16 protein-coding genes are annotated in these 13,061 nt (G+C 63.6%); 7 read left to right on the forward strand and 9 right to left on the reverse strand.

What is annotated here, in order from left to right; translation table 11 throughout:
• Window positions 1–44: 44 nt before the first annotated feature.
• The 4 genes from ACQKQA_RS09250 to ACQKQA_RS09265 all read right to left on the reverse strand — a co-directional run bounded on the left by ACQKQA_RS09250 (window position 45) and on the right by ACQKQA_RS09265 (window position 2,148).
• Complete coding sequence (locus ACQKQA_RS09250; RefSeq protein ID WP_427555827.1) at window positions 45–722, reverse strand: response regulator transcription factor; 678 nt, start codon at window positions 720–722, stop codon at window positions 45–47.
• A 7-nt stretch (window positions 723–729) separates the two neighbouring features.
• A complete protein-coding gene (locus tag ACQKQA_RS09255; protein ID WP_427555830.1) occupies window positions 730–1,140 on the reverse strand; it encodes a translation initiation factor 2 in 411 nt (136 codons plus the stop codon).
• A 110-nt stretch (window positions 1,141–1,250) separates the two neighbouring features.
• The gene (locus tag ACQKQA_RS09260; RefSeq protein ID WP_427555833.1) at window positions 1,251–1,550 is read right to left on the reverse strand and encodes a YciI family protein; all 300 of its coding nucleotides are present in this window, start codon (window positions 1,548–1,550) and stop codon (window positions 1,251–1,253) included.
• 1 nt (window position 1,551) lies between these two features.
• A complete protein-coding gene (locus tag ACQKQA_RS09265; protein ID WP_427555836.1) occupies window positions 1,552–2,148 on the reverse strand; it encodes a septation protein A in 597 nt (198 codons plus the stop codon).
• Window positions 2,149–2,235: 87 nt separating this feature from the next.
• On the opposite strand from ACQKQA_RS09265, the gene ACQKQA_RS09270 reads away from it, so the two are divergent.
• From ACQKQA_RS09270 to rluB, 5 genes are all read left to right on the forward strand, one after another.
• Window positions 2,236–3,099, forward strand: a complete 864-nt coding sequence (locus ACQKQA_RS09270) for a PHP domain-containing protein (RefSeq protein ID WP_427555838.1) — start codon at window positions 2,236–2,238, stop codon at window positions 3,097–3,099.
• Between the two features lie 13 nt (window positions 3,100–3,112).
• Window positions 3,113–3,742, forward strand: coding sequence for an L-threonylcarbamoyladenylate synthase (locus ACQKQA_RS09275; protein ID WP_427555841.1), 630 nt, complete (start codon window positions 3,113–3,115; stop codon window positions 3,740–3,742).
• Window positions 3,743–3,862: 120 nt separating this feature from the next.
• A complete protein-coding gene (locus tag ACQKQA_RS09280; protein ID WP_427555919.1) occupies window positions 3,863–4,561 on the forward strand; it encodes a segregation and condensation protein A in 699 nt (232 codons plus the stop codon).
• 12 nt (window positions 4,562–4,573) lie between these two features.
• Window positions 4,574–5,584, forward strand: coding sequence for an SMC-Scp complex subunit ScpB (gene scpB / locus ACQKQA_RS09285; RefSeq protein WP_427555844.1), 1,011 nt, complete (start codon window positions 4,574–4,576; stop codon window positions 5,582–5,584).
• A 182-nt stretch (window positions 5,585–5,766) separates the two neighbouring features.
• Complete coding sequence (gene rluB / locus ACQKQA_RS09290; protein ID WP_427555847.1) at window positions 5,767–6,978, forward strand: 23S rRNA pseudouridine(2605) synthase RluB; 1,212 nt, start codon at window positions 5,767–5,769, stop codon at window positions 6,976–6,978.
• Between the two features lie 67 nt (window positions 6,979–7,045).
• Here the strand turns inward: rluB and ACQKQA_RS09295 are convergent, their stop codons facing one another.
• Together ACQKQA_RS09295 and ACQKQA_RS09300 are read right to left on the reverse strand one after the other, a co-directional pair.
• Window positions 7,046–8,005 (reverse strand): leucyl aminopeptidase, encoded by a 960-nt coding sequence (locus ACQKQA_RS09295; RefSeq protein WP_427555849.1) that lies wholly within the window; start codon window positions 8,003–8,005, stop codon window positions 7,046–7,048.
• A gap of 70 nt (window positions 8,006–8,075) precedes the next feature.
• On the reverse strand, window positions 8,076–8,216 hold the full coding sequence (locus tag ACQKQA_RS09300) for a hypothetical protein (protein WP_156162045.1): 141 nt from the start codon (window positions 8,214–8,216) through the stop codon (window positions 8,076–8,078).
• A gap of 1,030 nt (window positions 8,217–9,246) precedes the next feature.
• Between ACQKQA_RS09300 and ACQKQA_RS09305 the strand changes: the two genes are divergently transcribed.
• Together ACQKQA_RS09305 and arfB are read left to right on the forward strand one after the other, a co-directional pair.
• The gene (locus tag ACQKQA_RS09305; protein ID WP_427555852.1) at window positions 9,247–10,668 is read left to right on the forward strand and encodes an amino acid permease; all 1,422 of its coding nucleotides are present in this window, start codon (window positions 9,247–9,249) and stop codon (window positions 10,666–10,668) included.
• Window positions 10,669–10,773: 105 nt separating this feature from the next.
• Complete coding sequence (arfB, locus tag ACQKQA_RS09310; protein ID WP_427555855.1) at window positions 10,774–11,187, forward strand: alternative ribosome rescue aminoacyl-tRNA hydrolase ArfB; 414 nt, start codon at window positions 10,774–10,776, stop codon at window positions 11,185–11,187.
• Between the two features lie 3 nt (window positions 11,188–11,190).
• On the opposite strand, the gene ACQKQA_RS09315 is transcribed toward arfB, so the two are convergent.
• From ACQKQA_RS09315 to ACQKQA_RS09325, 3 genes are all read right to left on the reverse strand, one after another.
• Window positions 11,191–12,390: an MFS transporter gene (locus ACQKQA_RS09315; RefSeq protein WP_427555858.1), complete on the reverse strand. Its 1,200-nt coding sequence runs from the start codon at window positions 12,388–12,390 to the stop codon at window positions 11,191–11,193.
• A gap of 114 nt (window positions 12,391–12,504) precedes the next feature.
• A complete protein-coding gene (locus tag ACQKQA_RS09320; protein WP_427555860.1) occupies window positions 12,505–12,687 on the reverse strand; it encodes a hypothetical protein in 183 nt (60 codons plus the stop codon).
• 81 nt (window positions 12,688–12,768) lie between these two features.
• Window positions 12,769–12,900 carry a hypothetical protein gene (locus ACQKQA_RS09325; RefSeq protein ID WP_427555863.1) on the reverse strand — a complete coding sequence of 44 codons (132 nt, stop codon included), beginning with the start codon at window positions 12,898–12,900 and terminating at the stop codon, window positions 12,769–12,771.
• Window positions 12,901–13,061: the final 161 nt, after the last annotated feature.

Genomic DNA, 13,061 nt, shown 5'->3' on the forward strand with positions numbered 1-13,061 from the left:
TCTTCGGAGGGCCGGCGGCAGCGGCGACCGGAGCGGGGGCGTGTTCAGAGGCTGTAGTAGTAACCGCGGCTGCGCAGGGCGACGATGCGCGGGCGGCCGTCGGGGTGCGGGCCGATCTTCTTGCGCAGGTTGCTGACGTGCATGTCCAGGCTGCGGTCGTACAGGGTCAGCTTGCGGCCCAGGGCGATCTGCGCCAGTTCCTGCTTGTCCAGCGGCTCGCCCGGTTGCTTGAGCAGGGCTTCGAGCAGGCGGCTTTCGGAGACGGTGAGGGTGATGTCCTGTTCGTCGATGCTGACCACGCCACGGACCGGGCTGAAGCACAGGTCGCCCAGCTCCATCTGGCTGGACACTGCGGCCGGGTGGCTGCGGCGCAGTACGGCGCGCAGGCGGGCCGTAAGTTCCCGGGGGTCGCAGGGTTTGGCCAGGTAGTCGTCGGCGCCCAGTTCCAGGCCGAGGATGCGGTCCAGGGGTTCGCCGCGGGCCGAGAGCATCAGCACCGGCAGGTCCGGGTGCTCGCTGCGCAGTTGCTTGAGCAGTTCCAGGCCGCTGCCGTCGGGCAGCATCACGTCCAGCACCACCGCGGCCGGCGCGTGTTCCGCCAGGGCGCGGCGGGCGCTCAAGCCATCGTGGCAGGCCCGTACCTGAAAACCTTCCTGGCCCAGCCAGCTGGTCAGGAGCTCGCACAGCTCCTGGTCATCGTCAATCAGTAACAGGTCGCTCATGAATCACTCAATTTAGCCATTGTCGACGCTTTCTATGCCCGCCACTGGCGAAGATACCGCAGAGCAGGGCCAATAGCGCTACCCCGGCGCCGGTGACGAACCACTGCTGCTGATCGGTCAGCAGGCGTGGCACGCCACTGGCCTGGGCTTCGCGCAGTTGCAGCTTGAGACGCTGGTTCTCCTGGCGCAGGCGGCTCAGCTGGGCGCTTTCCCGCTCGCCGTCGGCGCTCTGCAGTTGCCGGCTCAGCTCTTCGCGCTGGCGCTCGCTGTCCTTGAGGCGCTGCTGCAATTCGCTGATCTGGCTGCCGGCGCTCAGGGAGAAGGGGGTCGAATGCCCGGTCTCCGCGGTTTCTTCGGCTGAGGCAGGCGCCCCGATGGATAACATGACCAACAACAGGCACAACGAACCTTGGCGCATCGGAACTCCTGATTCCAATCGAGTGTTGGGCAAGTTGTCGGCAGTCAAACGAGAATAATGAGCGATTGAGAGCGCGGCGGACCGATAAGGTTCACCGCGCGGGAGAGGATTTACGGCAGGACTTGCTTGAACGGCTTGACCACGACGCTGGCATAGACGCCGGCGGCGACGAAGGGGTCGGCATCGGCCCAGGCTTGGGCGGCGCCCAGCGAGTCGAACTCGGCGACGATCAGGCTGCCGGTGAAGCCGGCGGCGCCCGGGTCATTGCTGTCGACGGCGGGGTGCGGCCCGGCCAGGACCACGCGACCTTCATCCTTGAGCCGCTGCAACCGCTCCAGGTGCGCCGGGCGCGCGGCCAGGCGTTTTTCCAGGGAGTTGGCGACGTCTGTGGCAATGATTGCGTAAAGCATGTCAGTCCTCGGTTTTCGGAGTGGTGGGTTCGGTGTCGTGGAGATGGCGCGACAGGTAGATGCCCTGTCCGACCAGGAACAGCACGGTCATGCCCAGGCTGCCGAAGACCTTGAAGTCGACCCAGATGCTCTGGAAGGTGAAGGCGACGAACAGGTTGGCGGCGCCGCAGAACAGGAAGAAGGCGATCCAGGCGATGTTCAGGCGGGTCCAGACCGGCTCCGGCAGGGTCAGCGCATGGCCCATGATGCGTTTGATCAGCAGGCGGTCGCCGATGAAGTGGCTGCCGATAAAGGCCAGGGCGAACAGCCAGTTGACCACCGGGGCCTTCCATTTGAGGAAGGTTTCGCTGTGGAAGGCCAGGGTCAGGCTGCCGAAGACCAGGCAGGCGACCAGGGTCAGCCACTGGCTTTTTTCCAGCTTGCGCTGGGAAATGAACAGCGCGCCGTATACCACCAGGGAACTGACGATCAACACCGCGGTGGCGCTGTAGATACCGCCTACGGTCAGTTGCTGACCGGCAATGTCGACGACTCGGGGATCGATTTTGTAGACGATGAAGAACAGGAACAGCGGGATGAAGTCGATGAATTGTTTCACAGTGGCAGCCAGAAGCAGGATGTGCCGGCATAATAACAAACATCCATGGCAGCGAAAGCGCCAGCTGACTTGAGGTTCAACAGTCCCGTGAATGTCGATTTGCACTGCCACAGCACGGCCTCCGACGGCGCCCTGGCGCCTGCGGCTCTGGTTGCGCGTGCCTACGAGAACGGCGTGCGAGTCCTGGCCCTGACCGACCACGACACCCTGGAAGGCCTTGCCGAGGCACGCCTCGCGGCGCAGGAACTGGGCATGCAACTGGTCAATGGCGTCGAGTTGTCCTGCACCTGGGGTGGGGCGACCATTCATGTGCTGGGTTACGGTTTCGACGTCGATGCGCCGCCATTGGTCGAGGCCATCGAAAAGCTGCACGACGGCCGCTGGCTGCGGTCCGAAGAGATAGGCCGCAAGCTCGCCCTCAAAGGCATGCCGGGCGCCCTCGAAGGGGCCCGGGCGATCCAGCGGGAACTGGGCGACAGCGGCAATGCGCCGGCCCGGCCGCATTTCGCCGATTACCTGGTGCGCGCCGGTTTCGTGAAGGACCGCGCCGAAGCGTTTCGCAAGTGGCTGGGGGCCGGCAAGCTGGGTGACGTCAAGCAGCACTGGCCGACCCTCGAGGAAACCGTCGGGACGCTGCGCGCGGCGGGCGCCTGGGTCAGCCTGGCCCATCCCTGGCACTACGATTTCACCCGCAGCAAACGTCGCCGGCTGATTGCCGACTATATTCAAGCGGGTGGCCAGGCCATCGAGGTGGTCAACGGTCATCAGCCCGCCGAACAGGTGGGCAGCCTGGCGATCCTTGCCCGGGAGTTCGGTCTGCTGGTGAGTGCCGGCAGTGATTTTCATGGTCCAGGAGGCTGGTCCGAGATAGGTGAGTATCGCCCTGTTCCGGAGGATCTGCCGCCGCTTTGGTGTCGGTTCAAGCATGACCCAATTATTGCCGCCGTCTGAACAGGTAGAGAATGTGAGTCAATTTTTCCAGATTCATCCGGAAAACCCGCAACCGCGCCTGATCAAACAGGCTGTCGAAATCATCCGCGCAGGTGGCGTGGTGATCTACCCGACCGACTCGTCCTACGCCATTGGCTGCCAGATCGGCGACAAGAGCGCGGTCGAGCGCGTGCGGCGCCTGCGACAGCTGGACGACAAGCACAACTTCGCGCTGATCTGCAGCGACCTGTCGCAGCTGGGCCTGTTCGCCAAGATCGATACCGGCACCTTTCGCTTGCTCAAGGCCCACCTGCCGGGGCCCTATACCTTCATTCTCAACGCCACCCGCGAAGTCCCGCGGCTGTTGCTGCACCCGAAGAAGCGCACCATCGGCCTGCGGGTGCCGAGCCATCCGATCGCCCTGGCGCTGCTGGCCGAACTCGGCGAACCGCTGATGAGCGTCAGCCTGATCATGCCCGGCGAAACCGAGCCGATGAACGACCCTTATGAAATGCGCCAACTGCTCGAGCATCAGGTCGACCTGATCATCGACGGCGGCTTTGGCGGTATCGAGGCCTCCACCGTGATCAACCTGGCCGATGGCGAGCCGGAAGTGATCCGCGTCGGCTGCGGCGACCCGACCCCCTTCATGGCCGAGGCCTAGATGTCCGCAGTAGAACACGTCGACGACCAGGCCGGCGCGCAACAGGAACTGCCCTTCGCGATGGTGTACGGCCAGGCGGTCATGGAAATGCCGCTGGACCTGTATATCCCGCCGGATGCCCTGGAAGTCTATCTCGAAGCCTTCGAAGGCCCGCTGGACCTGCTGCTGTACCTGATCCGCAAGCAGAACATCGACATCCTCGACATCCCGGTGGCGGAAATCACCCGTCAGTACATGGGTTATGTCGAGCTGATGCAGTCGGTGCGCCTGGAGCTGGCCGCCGAATACCTGGTGATGGCGGCCATGCTCGCCGAGATCAAGTCGCGCATGCTGTTGCCGCGCTCGGCCGAGGTGGAAGAGGACGAAGAAGACCCCCGCGCCGAACTGATCCGGCGCCTGCAGGAGTACGAGCGCTTCAAGGCCGCCGCCGAAGGCATCGACGAGCTGAGCCGGGTCGGCCGCGACGTGATAGTGCCCAGGCTCGACGCCCCGGAAGCCCGAGCGCGCAAGCTGCTGCCGGATGTGGCCCTGGAAGAGGTGCTGATGTCCATGGCCGAGGTGCTGCGCCGTGCCGACATGTTCGAAAGCCACCAGGTCAGCCGCGAGGCGCTGTCGACCCGCGAGCGCATGAGCGATGTGCTGGAGCGTCTCAAGGGCGGTGGCTTCGTGCCTTTTGTCGAGCTGTTCACCGCGGAGGAGGGGCGCCTGGGGGTGGTGGTGACCTTCATGGCGGTCCTCGAGCTGGTCAAGGAATCCCTGGTCGAGCTGGTGCAGAATGAGCCTTTCGCGGCTATCCATGTGCGGGCGCGAGCCGAATAACGAGCAAAAACAATGAATCTGACCGAACCTCGCGAGCTGGCGCCACTGCTTGAAGCCTTTCTGTTGGCCTCGGGAAAGCCGCAATCCATGGAACGCCTGTACGAACTCTTCGAGGAGGGCGAGCGGCCGGACCCGGCGGTGTTCAAGAAAGCGCTGACGATCCTCGGCAAATCCTGCGAGGGGCGGGCCTTCGAACTCAAGGAAGTGGCCTCCGGTTATCGCCTGCAGGTGCGGGAAAAGTTCGCGCCCTGGGTCGGCCGCCTGTGGGAAGAGCGGCCCCAGCGTTACTCCCGGGCGATGCTGGAAACCCTGGCACTGATTGCCTACCGCCAGCCGATCACCCGTGGCGAGATCGAGGATGTGCGGGGCGTGGCGGTCAACAGCCAGATCGTCAAGACCCTGCTGGAGCGCGAGTGGATCCGGGTGGTCGGTTACCGGGACGTGCCGGGCAAGCCGGCGATGTTCGCCACCACCAAGGCGTTTCTCGATCACTTCAACCTCAAGAGCCTCGACGAGCTGCCGACCCTGGCCGAGTTGCGGGAGATCGAAACCGAGCCGGCCCTGGACTTCGACGACGCGCCGGTGCCCGCCAGCCTGCAAGCCCTGGCCGACGCCAGCGCCGAGCCGGAAGAGCCCAAGGAAGAGACCAGTTTCCACACCTTGCTGCTGGAGCTGGATTCGATGGAGGAGGGCATCAAGACCGATTTCGATGACCTGCATCGCGATGGCGCGCCCGATGCGCCCGACGCCGATCTTGTCGCAGGCGCCCAGGCGGACTTCATGATCGAAGCCGAAGCCGAAGCCGAGCATGAACATGGCGCCGCGCCGGAAACGGCTGCTGGCGACGATCATGAGCAGGCCCCCGAAGACGATGTGCTCCGCGTCGCCGAAGCCCGGGCCAAGCTGTTGGCCGCGGTGGCGGCCCTGGAACCGCCGGCTCCGGAGCTGAGCGACGAAGAAGCCGAAGCCCTGGCGCTGGCCGAGGCCATCGAGAACGAAAGACGCCAGTGGCAGGACGACTAGTCCGAGCTGTCACCGGCCGGCGGAAAAACCGGCAGGCCGACACTTATCGGCTAGTCTGTGATGCGCAACCGGTGCCATGAGCGTATGATTCGCGACCCTTTGGCGATCCCTTCGCCACAAGACCTGTTTTTACCAGCGTTCAGGCTGCTCGAGCCTGAATCGACACACCGGGAGGTGCCCAGATGAGTGAAGATCAGCAAGACCACCAGGAAATCCGTCCAGCAGGCGAAAAGCTGCAGAAAGTCCTCGCTCGTATCGGCGTCGGCTCGCGCCGCGACGTGGAGTCCTGGATCAGCCAGGGCCGGATCAAGGTCAATGGCGTTGCGGCCACCCTTGGCCTGCGCGTCGACCTGCATGACGCCATTTCCATCGATGGCAAGGTGATCAAGCGCGAAGAGGCGTCCGAATCGGTCCGCCGCGTGATCATGTACAACAAGCCCGACGGCGAAATCTGCACCCGCGACGACCCGGAAGGCCGTCCGACCGTGTTCGACAAGCTGCCGCGTCCGAAAGAAGGCCGCTGGATCAACATCGGTCGCCTCGACATCAACACCACTGGCCTGCTGATGTTCACCACCGACGGTGAACTGGCCAACCGCTTGATGCACCCGTCCTACGAGATGGACCGCGAGTACGCGGTGCGTGTGCGCGGCGAAGTCGACGACGAGATGATCGAGCGCCTGAAAGCCGGCGTGATGCTCGAAGACGGCCCGGCCAAGTTCACCGACATCCAGCAGGCGCCCGGTGGCGAAGGTTTCAACCACTGGTACCACTGCGTGGTGATGGAAGGCCGTAACCGTGAAGTACGTCGCCTGTGGGAATCCCAGGGCCTGGTGGTCAGCCGCCTGAAGCGTGTGCGTTTCGGTCCGGTGTTCCTCAACTCCGACCTGCCGATGGGCCGCTGGCGCGAAATGAGCCAGTACGAAGTGGACATCCTCAGCGCCGAGGTCGGCCTGACCCCGGTGGCGATGCCGCAGTTGAACGCCAAGAGCAAGGACAAGCTGGAGCGTCTGCAGCGCAAGTCCTCGCGTCCGGTGGGCAAGAGCGAGCGCGTGCGTACCCTGCGTCCCGCCCATGGCGCGCCTGCCGCCGGTGCTCCACGCCCGGCGCGCGAGCCGCAGATCGACGGCGAGCGTCCAGGCCGCAAGCCGGCCCGCCAGGATGGCGAGCGCGCGCCACGGGCACCGCGCCCGGCGGCCGGCCGCAACGAGTCGGGCCGTGGCACGCCGGTAGCGGAGCGTCCGAGCGACACCAAGCGCCCAGCCAAGCCAGCGCCGAAATCCAAGCGTCCGGACATCGTCCTGGTCGACAAGGATGCACCGTCGGGCAAGCGCCGCGGCGCGCCGGCCGGTTCCGGCCAGCGTCCGGGCTTCGGTCGCCGCAAGCCTGAGTAAGGGCTGAGCCGGAAAAACCAAAACGCCAACCTCAGGGTTGGCGTTTTTTTTGACCCTGACAGCAGTGCTAGAACACGAACCGGCCATCGAACACCGGCTTGTCATCCAGCGCCAGCACCCCGCTGGCGAAGATCAGGTCCAGGTGATGGCTGCCCTTGGCGCCGCCGCCCAGCCCCAGGTGCAGGCCGCAATGGCGCTCCTCGAAGCCCGAGTTGCGCGCATACAGGTCTTTCACCCCTTCGTTGGTGCCGATACCCAGTTCCTCGATGCGCCGGTTGGACGGGTTGGCATCCAGGTACTTGTTGAAGTCCTCCTCCAGCCCCGGCACGTCGGTGGCGATGCGGCTGATGGTGGAGTTCTCGATCCACAGCTCCAGCGGCGATTGCAGCACACCGTACTTGCGGGCGAAGGGGATGGTGCCGAGGAAGGTGCCGACGAATTTCACCCGGCCATTGATCGCCTCGCTGTGGCTGGCCACTTCTCCGGGCGCCAGGTCGTAGTTGCCCACGCCGTTGATGTTGGTCCACTTCTTGATGCTGTCGAGCGGCGTTTCGAAGTACGAACCGTGGTCGTCGCGAAAGCTCAATGTGGTGGCTTCGGACATGTGGCGGATCAGGGTCGCATTGAGCTCGGCGATGCGTTGCGGCTCGACGCTGAAGGTGTCGTAGAAGTAGTCGCCGTAGTCCTTGAACAGCAGCGACTTCTTCCAGTGCTCGGCCATCACCCCTTGCAGCGCCTGGATAAAGACCGGGCCTTGGGGGCGGGGCGGCGAGAGGGTCGAGGAGTCGTAGAAGAAGATATACAGATCGCAGTCGTCGATGGCCTGGGTCAGCACCGGGGTCGGTTCCAGATCCAGGCGCAGGGCTTCGAAGTGAAAGGGCGCACCGGCCTGCTCGATGATGGCGGCGCTGGTGGCGGCGTATTCGGCAGTGTGGCCGATCAGGACCTTGGCGGACGGGTTGCCGACCAGGGCCGGGTGATGTTCGAGGTAGTACAGGAAATGGCGGATGGCAGCGGTGTTGTCCATGGATCCTCCCTGACGGACAGCGAATGGCGGCAGGGGCGACCGCCGGGTCGCTCCTGCCTGTTGGCCCTTGTTACAGAGGCCACATCGCCGTGCCGAACGGTACGACCGCGTCGGCCTGCATCATTTCCACCGCGGCCTCGTGGGTCGCCGCTTCAAACCAATCGTCCAGTTGCAGTTCAGTGTCCAAGTCTTTTTCCAGTGCTTGCATCATGAATCTCCTAGATGACTATTTCGGATAAAGCAGTCTGTAGGACGGCCCGGACATTCCGCGGGGAGTGTGTATTGCCGGAAGGCCCGAGTCGTTCGGCTTGCCGGCGGGTGGCCTGACAAGTGGCTGGAAACCTAGACCAGGGTTTTTTGAAATGCAAAAAAATAATTGAATTATTTTTATTGAACTTTTTGTTCTGTTTTTGTGCGGAAAAATTATCAAGAAAAAACAAAAAGCTGAGCGATGAGACAGGAAAAAAACCGCTGTCCGTCAATTCTCAGTCACCGATGGCGCTGATCTGGCGTGGAAAAAATACGTTACACATTGTAAGGAAATACTGACGGAAAACGCCGGTTCAGGTCATGGAATCGACCCTCGCCCAAAGCTGTAAGAAAAACCTGCCGGCACCGCTGCGATCGCACTGGTTTCCTCGGCGCAAGCCGCTTGTTCCGCGGGCTCAAGGCGGGTGTCATGCAGCCCATGCCTATGTGCAGGTGAATAACAAGAAGGAGGCGCAATGAACGCCGTGACTCACCTCAACCGACTCTCACCGAAGGGCGATCCCTGTCGCGCCTTCGTCGACGACCCCGACGGGTCTGTCCCGAATCCCGCCGCCGATGCCGAGCATCGAGCAGGCCCCGTGCGATTCCGGCTCCCGACGCGCTGATAAGCCGCGTCTGGCGGCAGGGAGTCAGGGGTGTACAATGCGCGGCGTTTTAACTGTGACCCAACTGCGTATCCGCGCACTTTGCGCCCCAACGACGGGTTTCGATGCATGGCGAGCCCCGGCTCCGAAGGCTCGGAACACTTCCTAAGGCCAAGAATCTCAAGGCTATCCGCCTTGTTCACTCCGCCGCGCCACAAGCGTGGTGGGTTCGATTTCGTCACAGATAAAAACAAACAGGTGACGCATGACCGTTAAACAAAGGCTGAACTCCTGGTGCCTGCGCTGGGGTTTGATCCGCGCTGCTTAAGCCGGCCATCGGCTGCAACGTCTATCGAACATCATCAAACCTTGCGTGAGACCCTTTTCATGAGTGGACAAAACTCGCATTCAGGCGAGCTGAAACGCGGCCTGAAGAATCGCCATATTCAACTGATCGCCCTGGGCGGCGCGATCGGTACCGGATTGTTCCTGGGCTCCGCCGGCGTCCTCAAGTCGGCCGGTCCGTCGATGATCCTCGGCTATGCCATCTGCGGCTTCATCGCCTTCATGATCATGCGCCAGCTCGGCGAGATGATCGTCGAAGAGCCGGTGGCCGGCTCCTTCAGCCATTTCGCGCACAAGTACTGGGGCGGCTTCGCCGGTTTCCTGTCGGGCTGGAACTGCTGGATCCTGTACATCCTGGTGGGCATGTCGGAGCTGACCGCGGTCGGCAAGTACGTGCACTACTGGTGGCCGGACGTGCCGACCTGGGCCTCGGCCGCGGGTTTCTTCGTACTGATCAACCTGATCAACCTGGCCAACGTCAAAGTCTTCGGTGAAGCCGAGTTCTGGTTCGCGATCATCAAGGTGGTGGCCATCGTCGGCATGATCGCCCTGGGCAGCTACCTGCTGGTCAGCGGTCACGGCGGCCCGCAGGCGTCGCTGAGCAACCTGTGGGAACACGGCGGATTCTTCCCCAATGGCGTCAGCGGCCTGGTGATGGCCATGGCGATCATCATGTTCTCCTTCGGTGGCCTGGAGATGCTCGGGTTCACCGCGGCCGAAGCCGACAAGCCGAAAACCGTGATTCCCAAGGCCATCAACCAGGTGATCTACCGCATCCTGATTTTCTACATCGGCGCCTTGGTGGTACTGCTGTCCCTGACCCCATGGAACAGCCTGCTGGAAACCCTGAACGCTTCCGGCGACGCCTACAGCGGCAGCCCGTTCGTCCAGGTGTTCTCGATGCTGGGCAGCGGCACCGCGGCGCACATCCTCAACTTCGTGGTCCTGACCGCGGCCTTGTCGGTGTACAACAGCGGTACCTACTGCAACAGCCGCATGCTGCTGGGCATGGCCGAGCAGGGCGACGCGCCGAAAGTCCTGGCGAAGATCGACAAGCGCGGCGTGCCGGTGATGTCGATCCTGGCCTCGGCCCTGGTGACCTTCGTTGCGGTGCTGCTCAACTACCTGATCCCGCAGCACGCGCTGGAGCTGCTGATGTCCCTGGTGGTGGCGACCCTGGTGATCAACTGGGCGATGATCAGCTACTCGCACTTCAAGTTCCGCCAGCACATGAACCGCACCCGGCAGACCCCGCTGTTCAAGGCGCTGTGGTACCCCTACGGCAACTACATCTGCCTGGCGTTCGTGGTGTTCATCCTCGGCATCATGCTGATGATCCCGGGCATCCAGATCTCGGTGTACGCGATTCCGGTGTGGGTCGCCTTCATGTGGGTCTGCTACGGCATCAAGAACAAGCGCAGCGCGCAGCAGGGCCTGCAGGCGGCCAGCGCTGCAGTGAAGTGACAACCGCGCAGTAACGACAAACCCGGCCTCGGCCGGGTTTTTTGTGGGCGCTGGAAATCCGCCATTCGCGGTATCCTGAACGCCCTGAAAGCGGATTCCTTTTCCATGCTGGTGATTTCCAACAACGTGCATCTGCCGGATGCCGAGATCGAATGGACCGCCATCCGCGCCCAGGGCGCGGGTGGGCAGAACGTCAACAAGGTCTCCAGTGCGGTGCACCTGCGCTTCGACATTCCGGCGTCATCCTTGCCCGAGTTCTACAAGGAGCGGCTGCTGGCGCTGCGCGACAGTCGCATTACCAGCGACGGGGTGGTCGTCATCAAGGCCCAGCAATACCGGACCCAGGAACAGAATCGCGCCGATGCCCTGGAGCGTTTGGCGGAACTGATCCGCGGCGCCACCCAGGTGCTCAAGAAGCGCCGGCCGACCAAGCCGACCCTGGGCTCGAAGACCCGGCGCCTGGAGTCCAAGGCCAAACGCGGCAGCATCAAGGCCGGGCGCGGCAAGGTCGACTATTAGCGCTTAGCGCTCGCTGCGCTCCTGGCGGTATTTCGGCGCCTGGCGGTACAGGTACAGGCTCAGCAGCAGACCGCCGCAGGCGGCGAGGGCGGCGAACAGGAAGATCGAGGCAAAGCCGAAACCGGCGGCGATCGCTCCGGCCAGCGGCCCGGTGATCCCCAGCGACAGGTCGATGAACAGCGAGTAGGCGCCCACTGCCGCGCCGCGGCTGGAGGCCGGGACCAGGTTGACCGCCTCCACCCCCAATGCCGGAAACACCAGGGAGAAACCGAAGCCGCTCAGCGCCGCGCCGGCCAGGGCCCAGTGGGCATCCGGCGCCAGCCACAACAGCAGCAGGCCCAGGGTTTCCACCGACAGGCAGGCGATCGCCACGCGAAAGCCGCCGAGGCGGTTGATCAGGTTGCCGAACAGCAGGCGCGCGCCGATAAAGCTGGCGCCGAACAGGCTCAGGCACAGCACTGCGTTGGACCAGTCCCGGGTGGCGTAATACAGGGTGATGAAGGTGGCGATGGTGCCAAAACCGATCGAGCCCAGGGCCAGGCCGCAACCGTGGGGGAATACCCGTCCCAGCACATGGATGAACGGCAGGCGCTCGCCGGCGACGATCGGCGCCGCCCGTTTCGGCCAGGCCAGCGCCAGGCCCAGGAGCGCCAGCAGGATGATGCTCGCTCCCATGCTCCACAGCCCCAGCCGGCCGACCAGCCATACCCCCAGCGGCGCGCCGACCGCCAGGGCGCCGTAGCTGGCGATGCCGTTCCAGGAAATCACCTTGGCGGTATTCGGCGCGCCGACCCGGCCGATGCCCCAGCCGATGGAACCCGAGCCCACCAGGCTCTCGGCGCTGCCCAGCACCAGCCGGCCAGTCAGCAGACTGATCAGGCTCAGCACCGGCATGCTGTGCAGCCAGGCTGACAGCAGCATGAACACACCGCTCAGGCCGCAGCCGGCCAGGCCGTACATCACCGCGCGCTTGCTGCCCAGGTTGTCGATGATCTTCCCGGCATAGGGGCGGCTGAGCAGGGTGGCCAGGTATTGCACGCTGATCACCAGGCCGGCGATCACCGCGCCGAAGCCCAGTTCGCTGTGCACGTAGCCCGGCAGCACGGCCAGGGGAATGCCGATATTCAGGTAGCCGATAAAGGTGAACAGGACGATGGAAACGACTTGCAGCGTGACCGCCAAGGGGCGCTGGGTATCTGGCATGGGGAAAGGTCCACGGACGCGGCAGAGATAGATAGGCTGCTTATGATACCGGGGGTTGAAACGATTCAGGTGGGGAAATCGACGCGTTGCTGAAGGTTTTTGCCGGCCGTGGGCTCAGGCCTGGGCAGGTGCCAGCAGTTGCGTGGTGACCAGGGCGGCCAGGGCGTTTTCCTGGGTGCCGAAGCGGGCCAGCAGGGCGGCCTGTTTTTCCGGCGTCAGGCGGCTCCAGATCTCGATCATCTTCTCGGCGGTACCGATCAGCACACTGGCCTGGGTTTCGTTGAAGGTGTCGGTCATGGAGGCGGTTCTCGAAAGCGGGTTTCAGGCGGTGTGGAAAGCGCATCGAGGAGCGCTTTCCACACGGTCTGGGGGTTGCGGTCAGTCTTCGCTGTCGGCCTTGCGGCCTGAAGCGGCTTCTTTCGGCTCGGGCTGTCGGGCGCCGGCTTGTTGCGGGGTTTTCTGCTCAGTTTCGTGCAGGCTCGGGAAGGGGAGATTAGGAATCTCGTGCATGTTCGTTGCTCCTCGCAAAGTCTGTTTTTTAAATCGCTGGGTAGATCCGCGCTTTTAAAAAGCCTGGGCAGGATACAGCAGTACAAATGACAGAAAGATTTTAATTTCCCCCCGATCGACCCACGGTCGTCGGATCTTTCGTGGCGTGCCCTGCCGGAGCC

It is taken from the genome of Pseudomonas sp. NPDC089530 (assembly GCF_050280705.1).
Taxonomy (GTDB): domain Bacteria; phylum Pseudomonadota; class Gammaproteobacteria; order Pseudomonadales; family Pseudomonadaceae; genus Aquipseudomonas.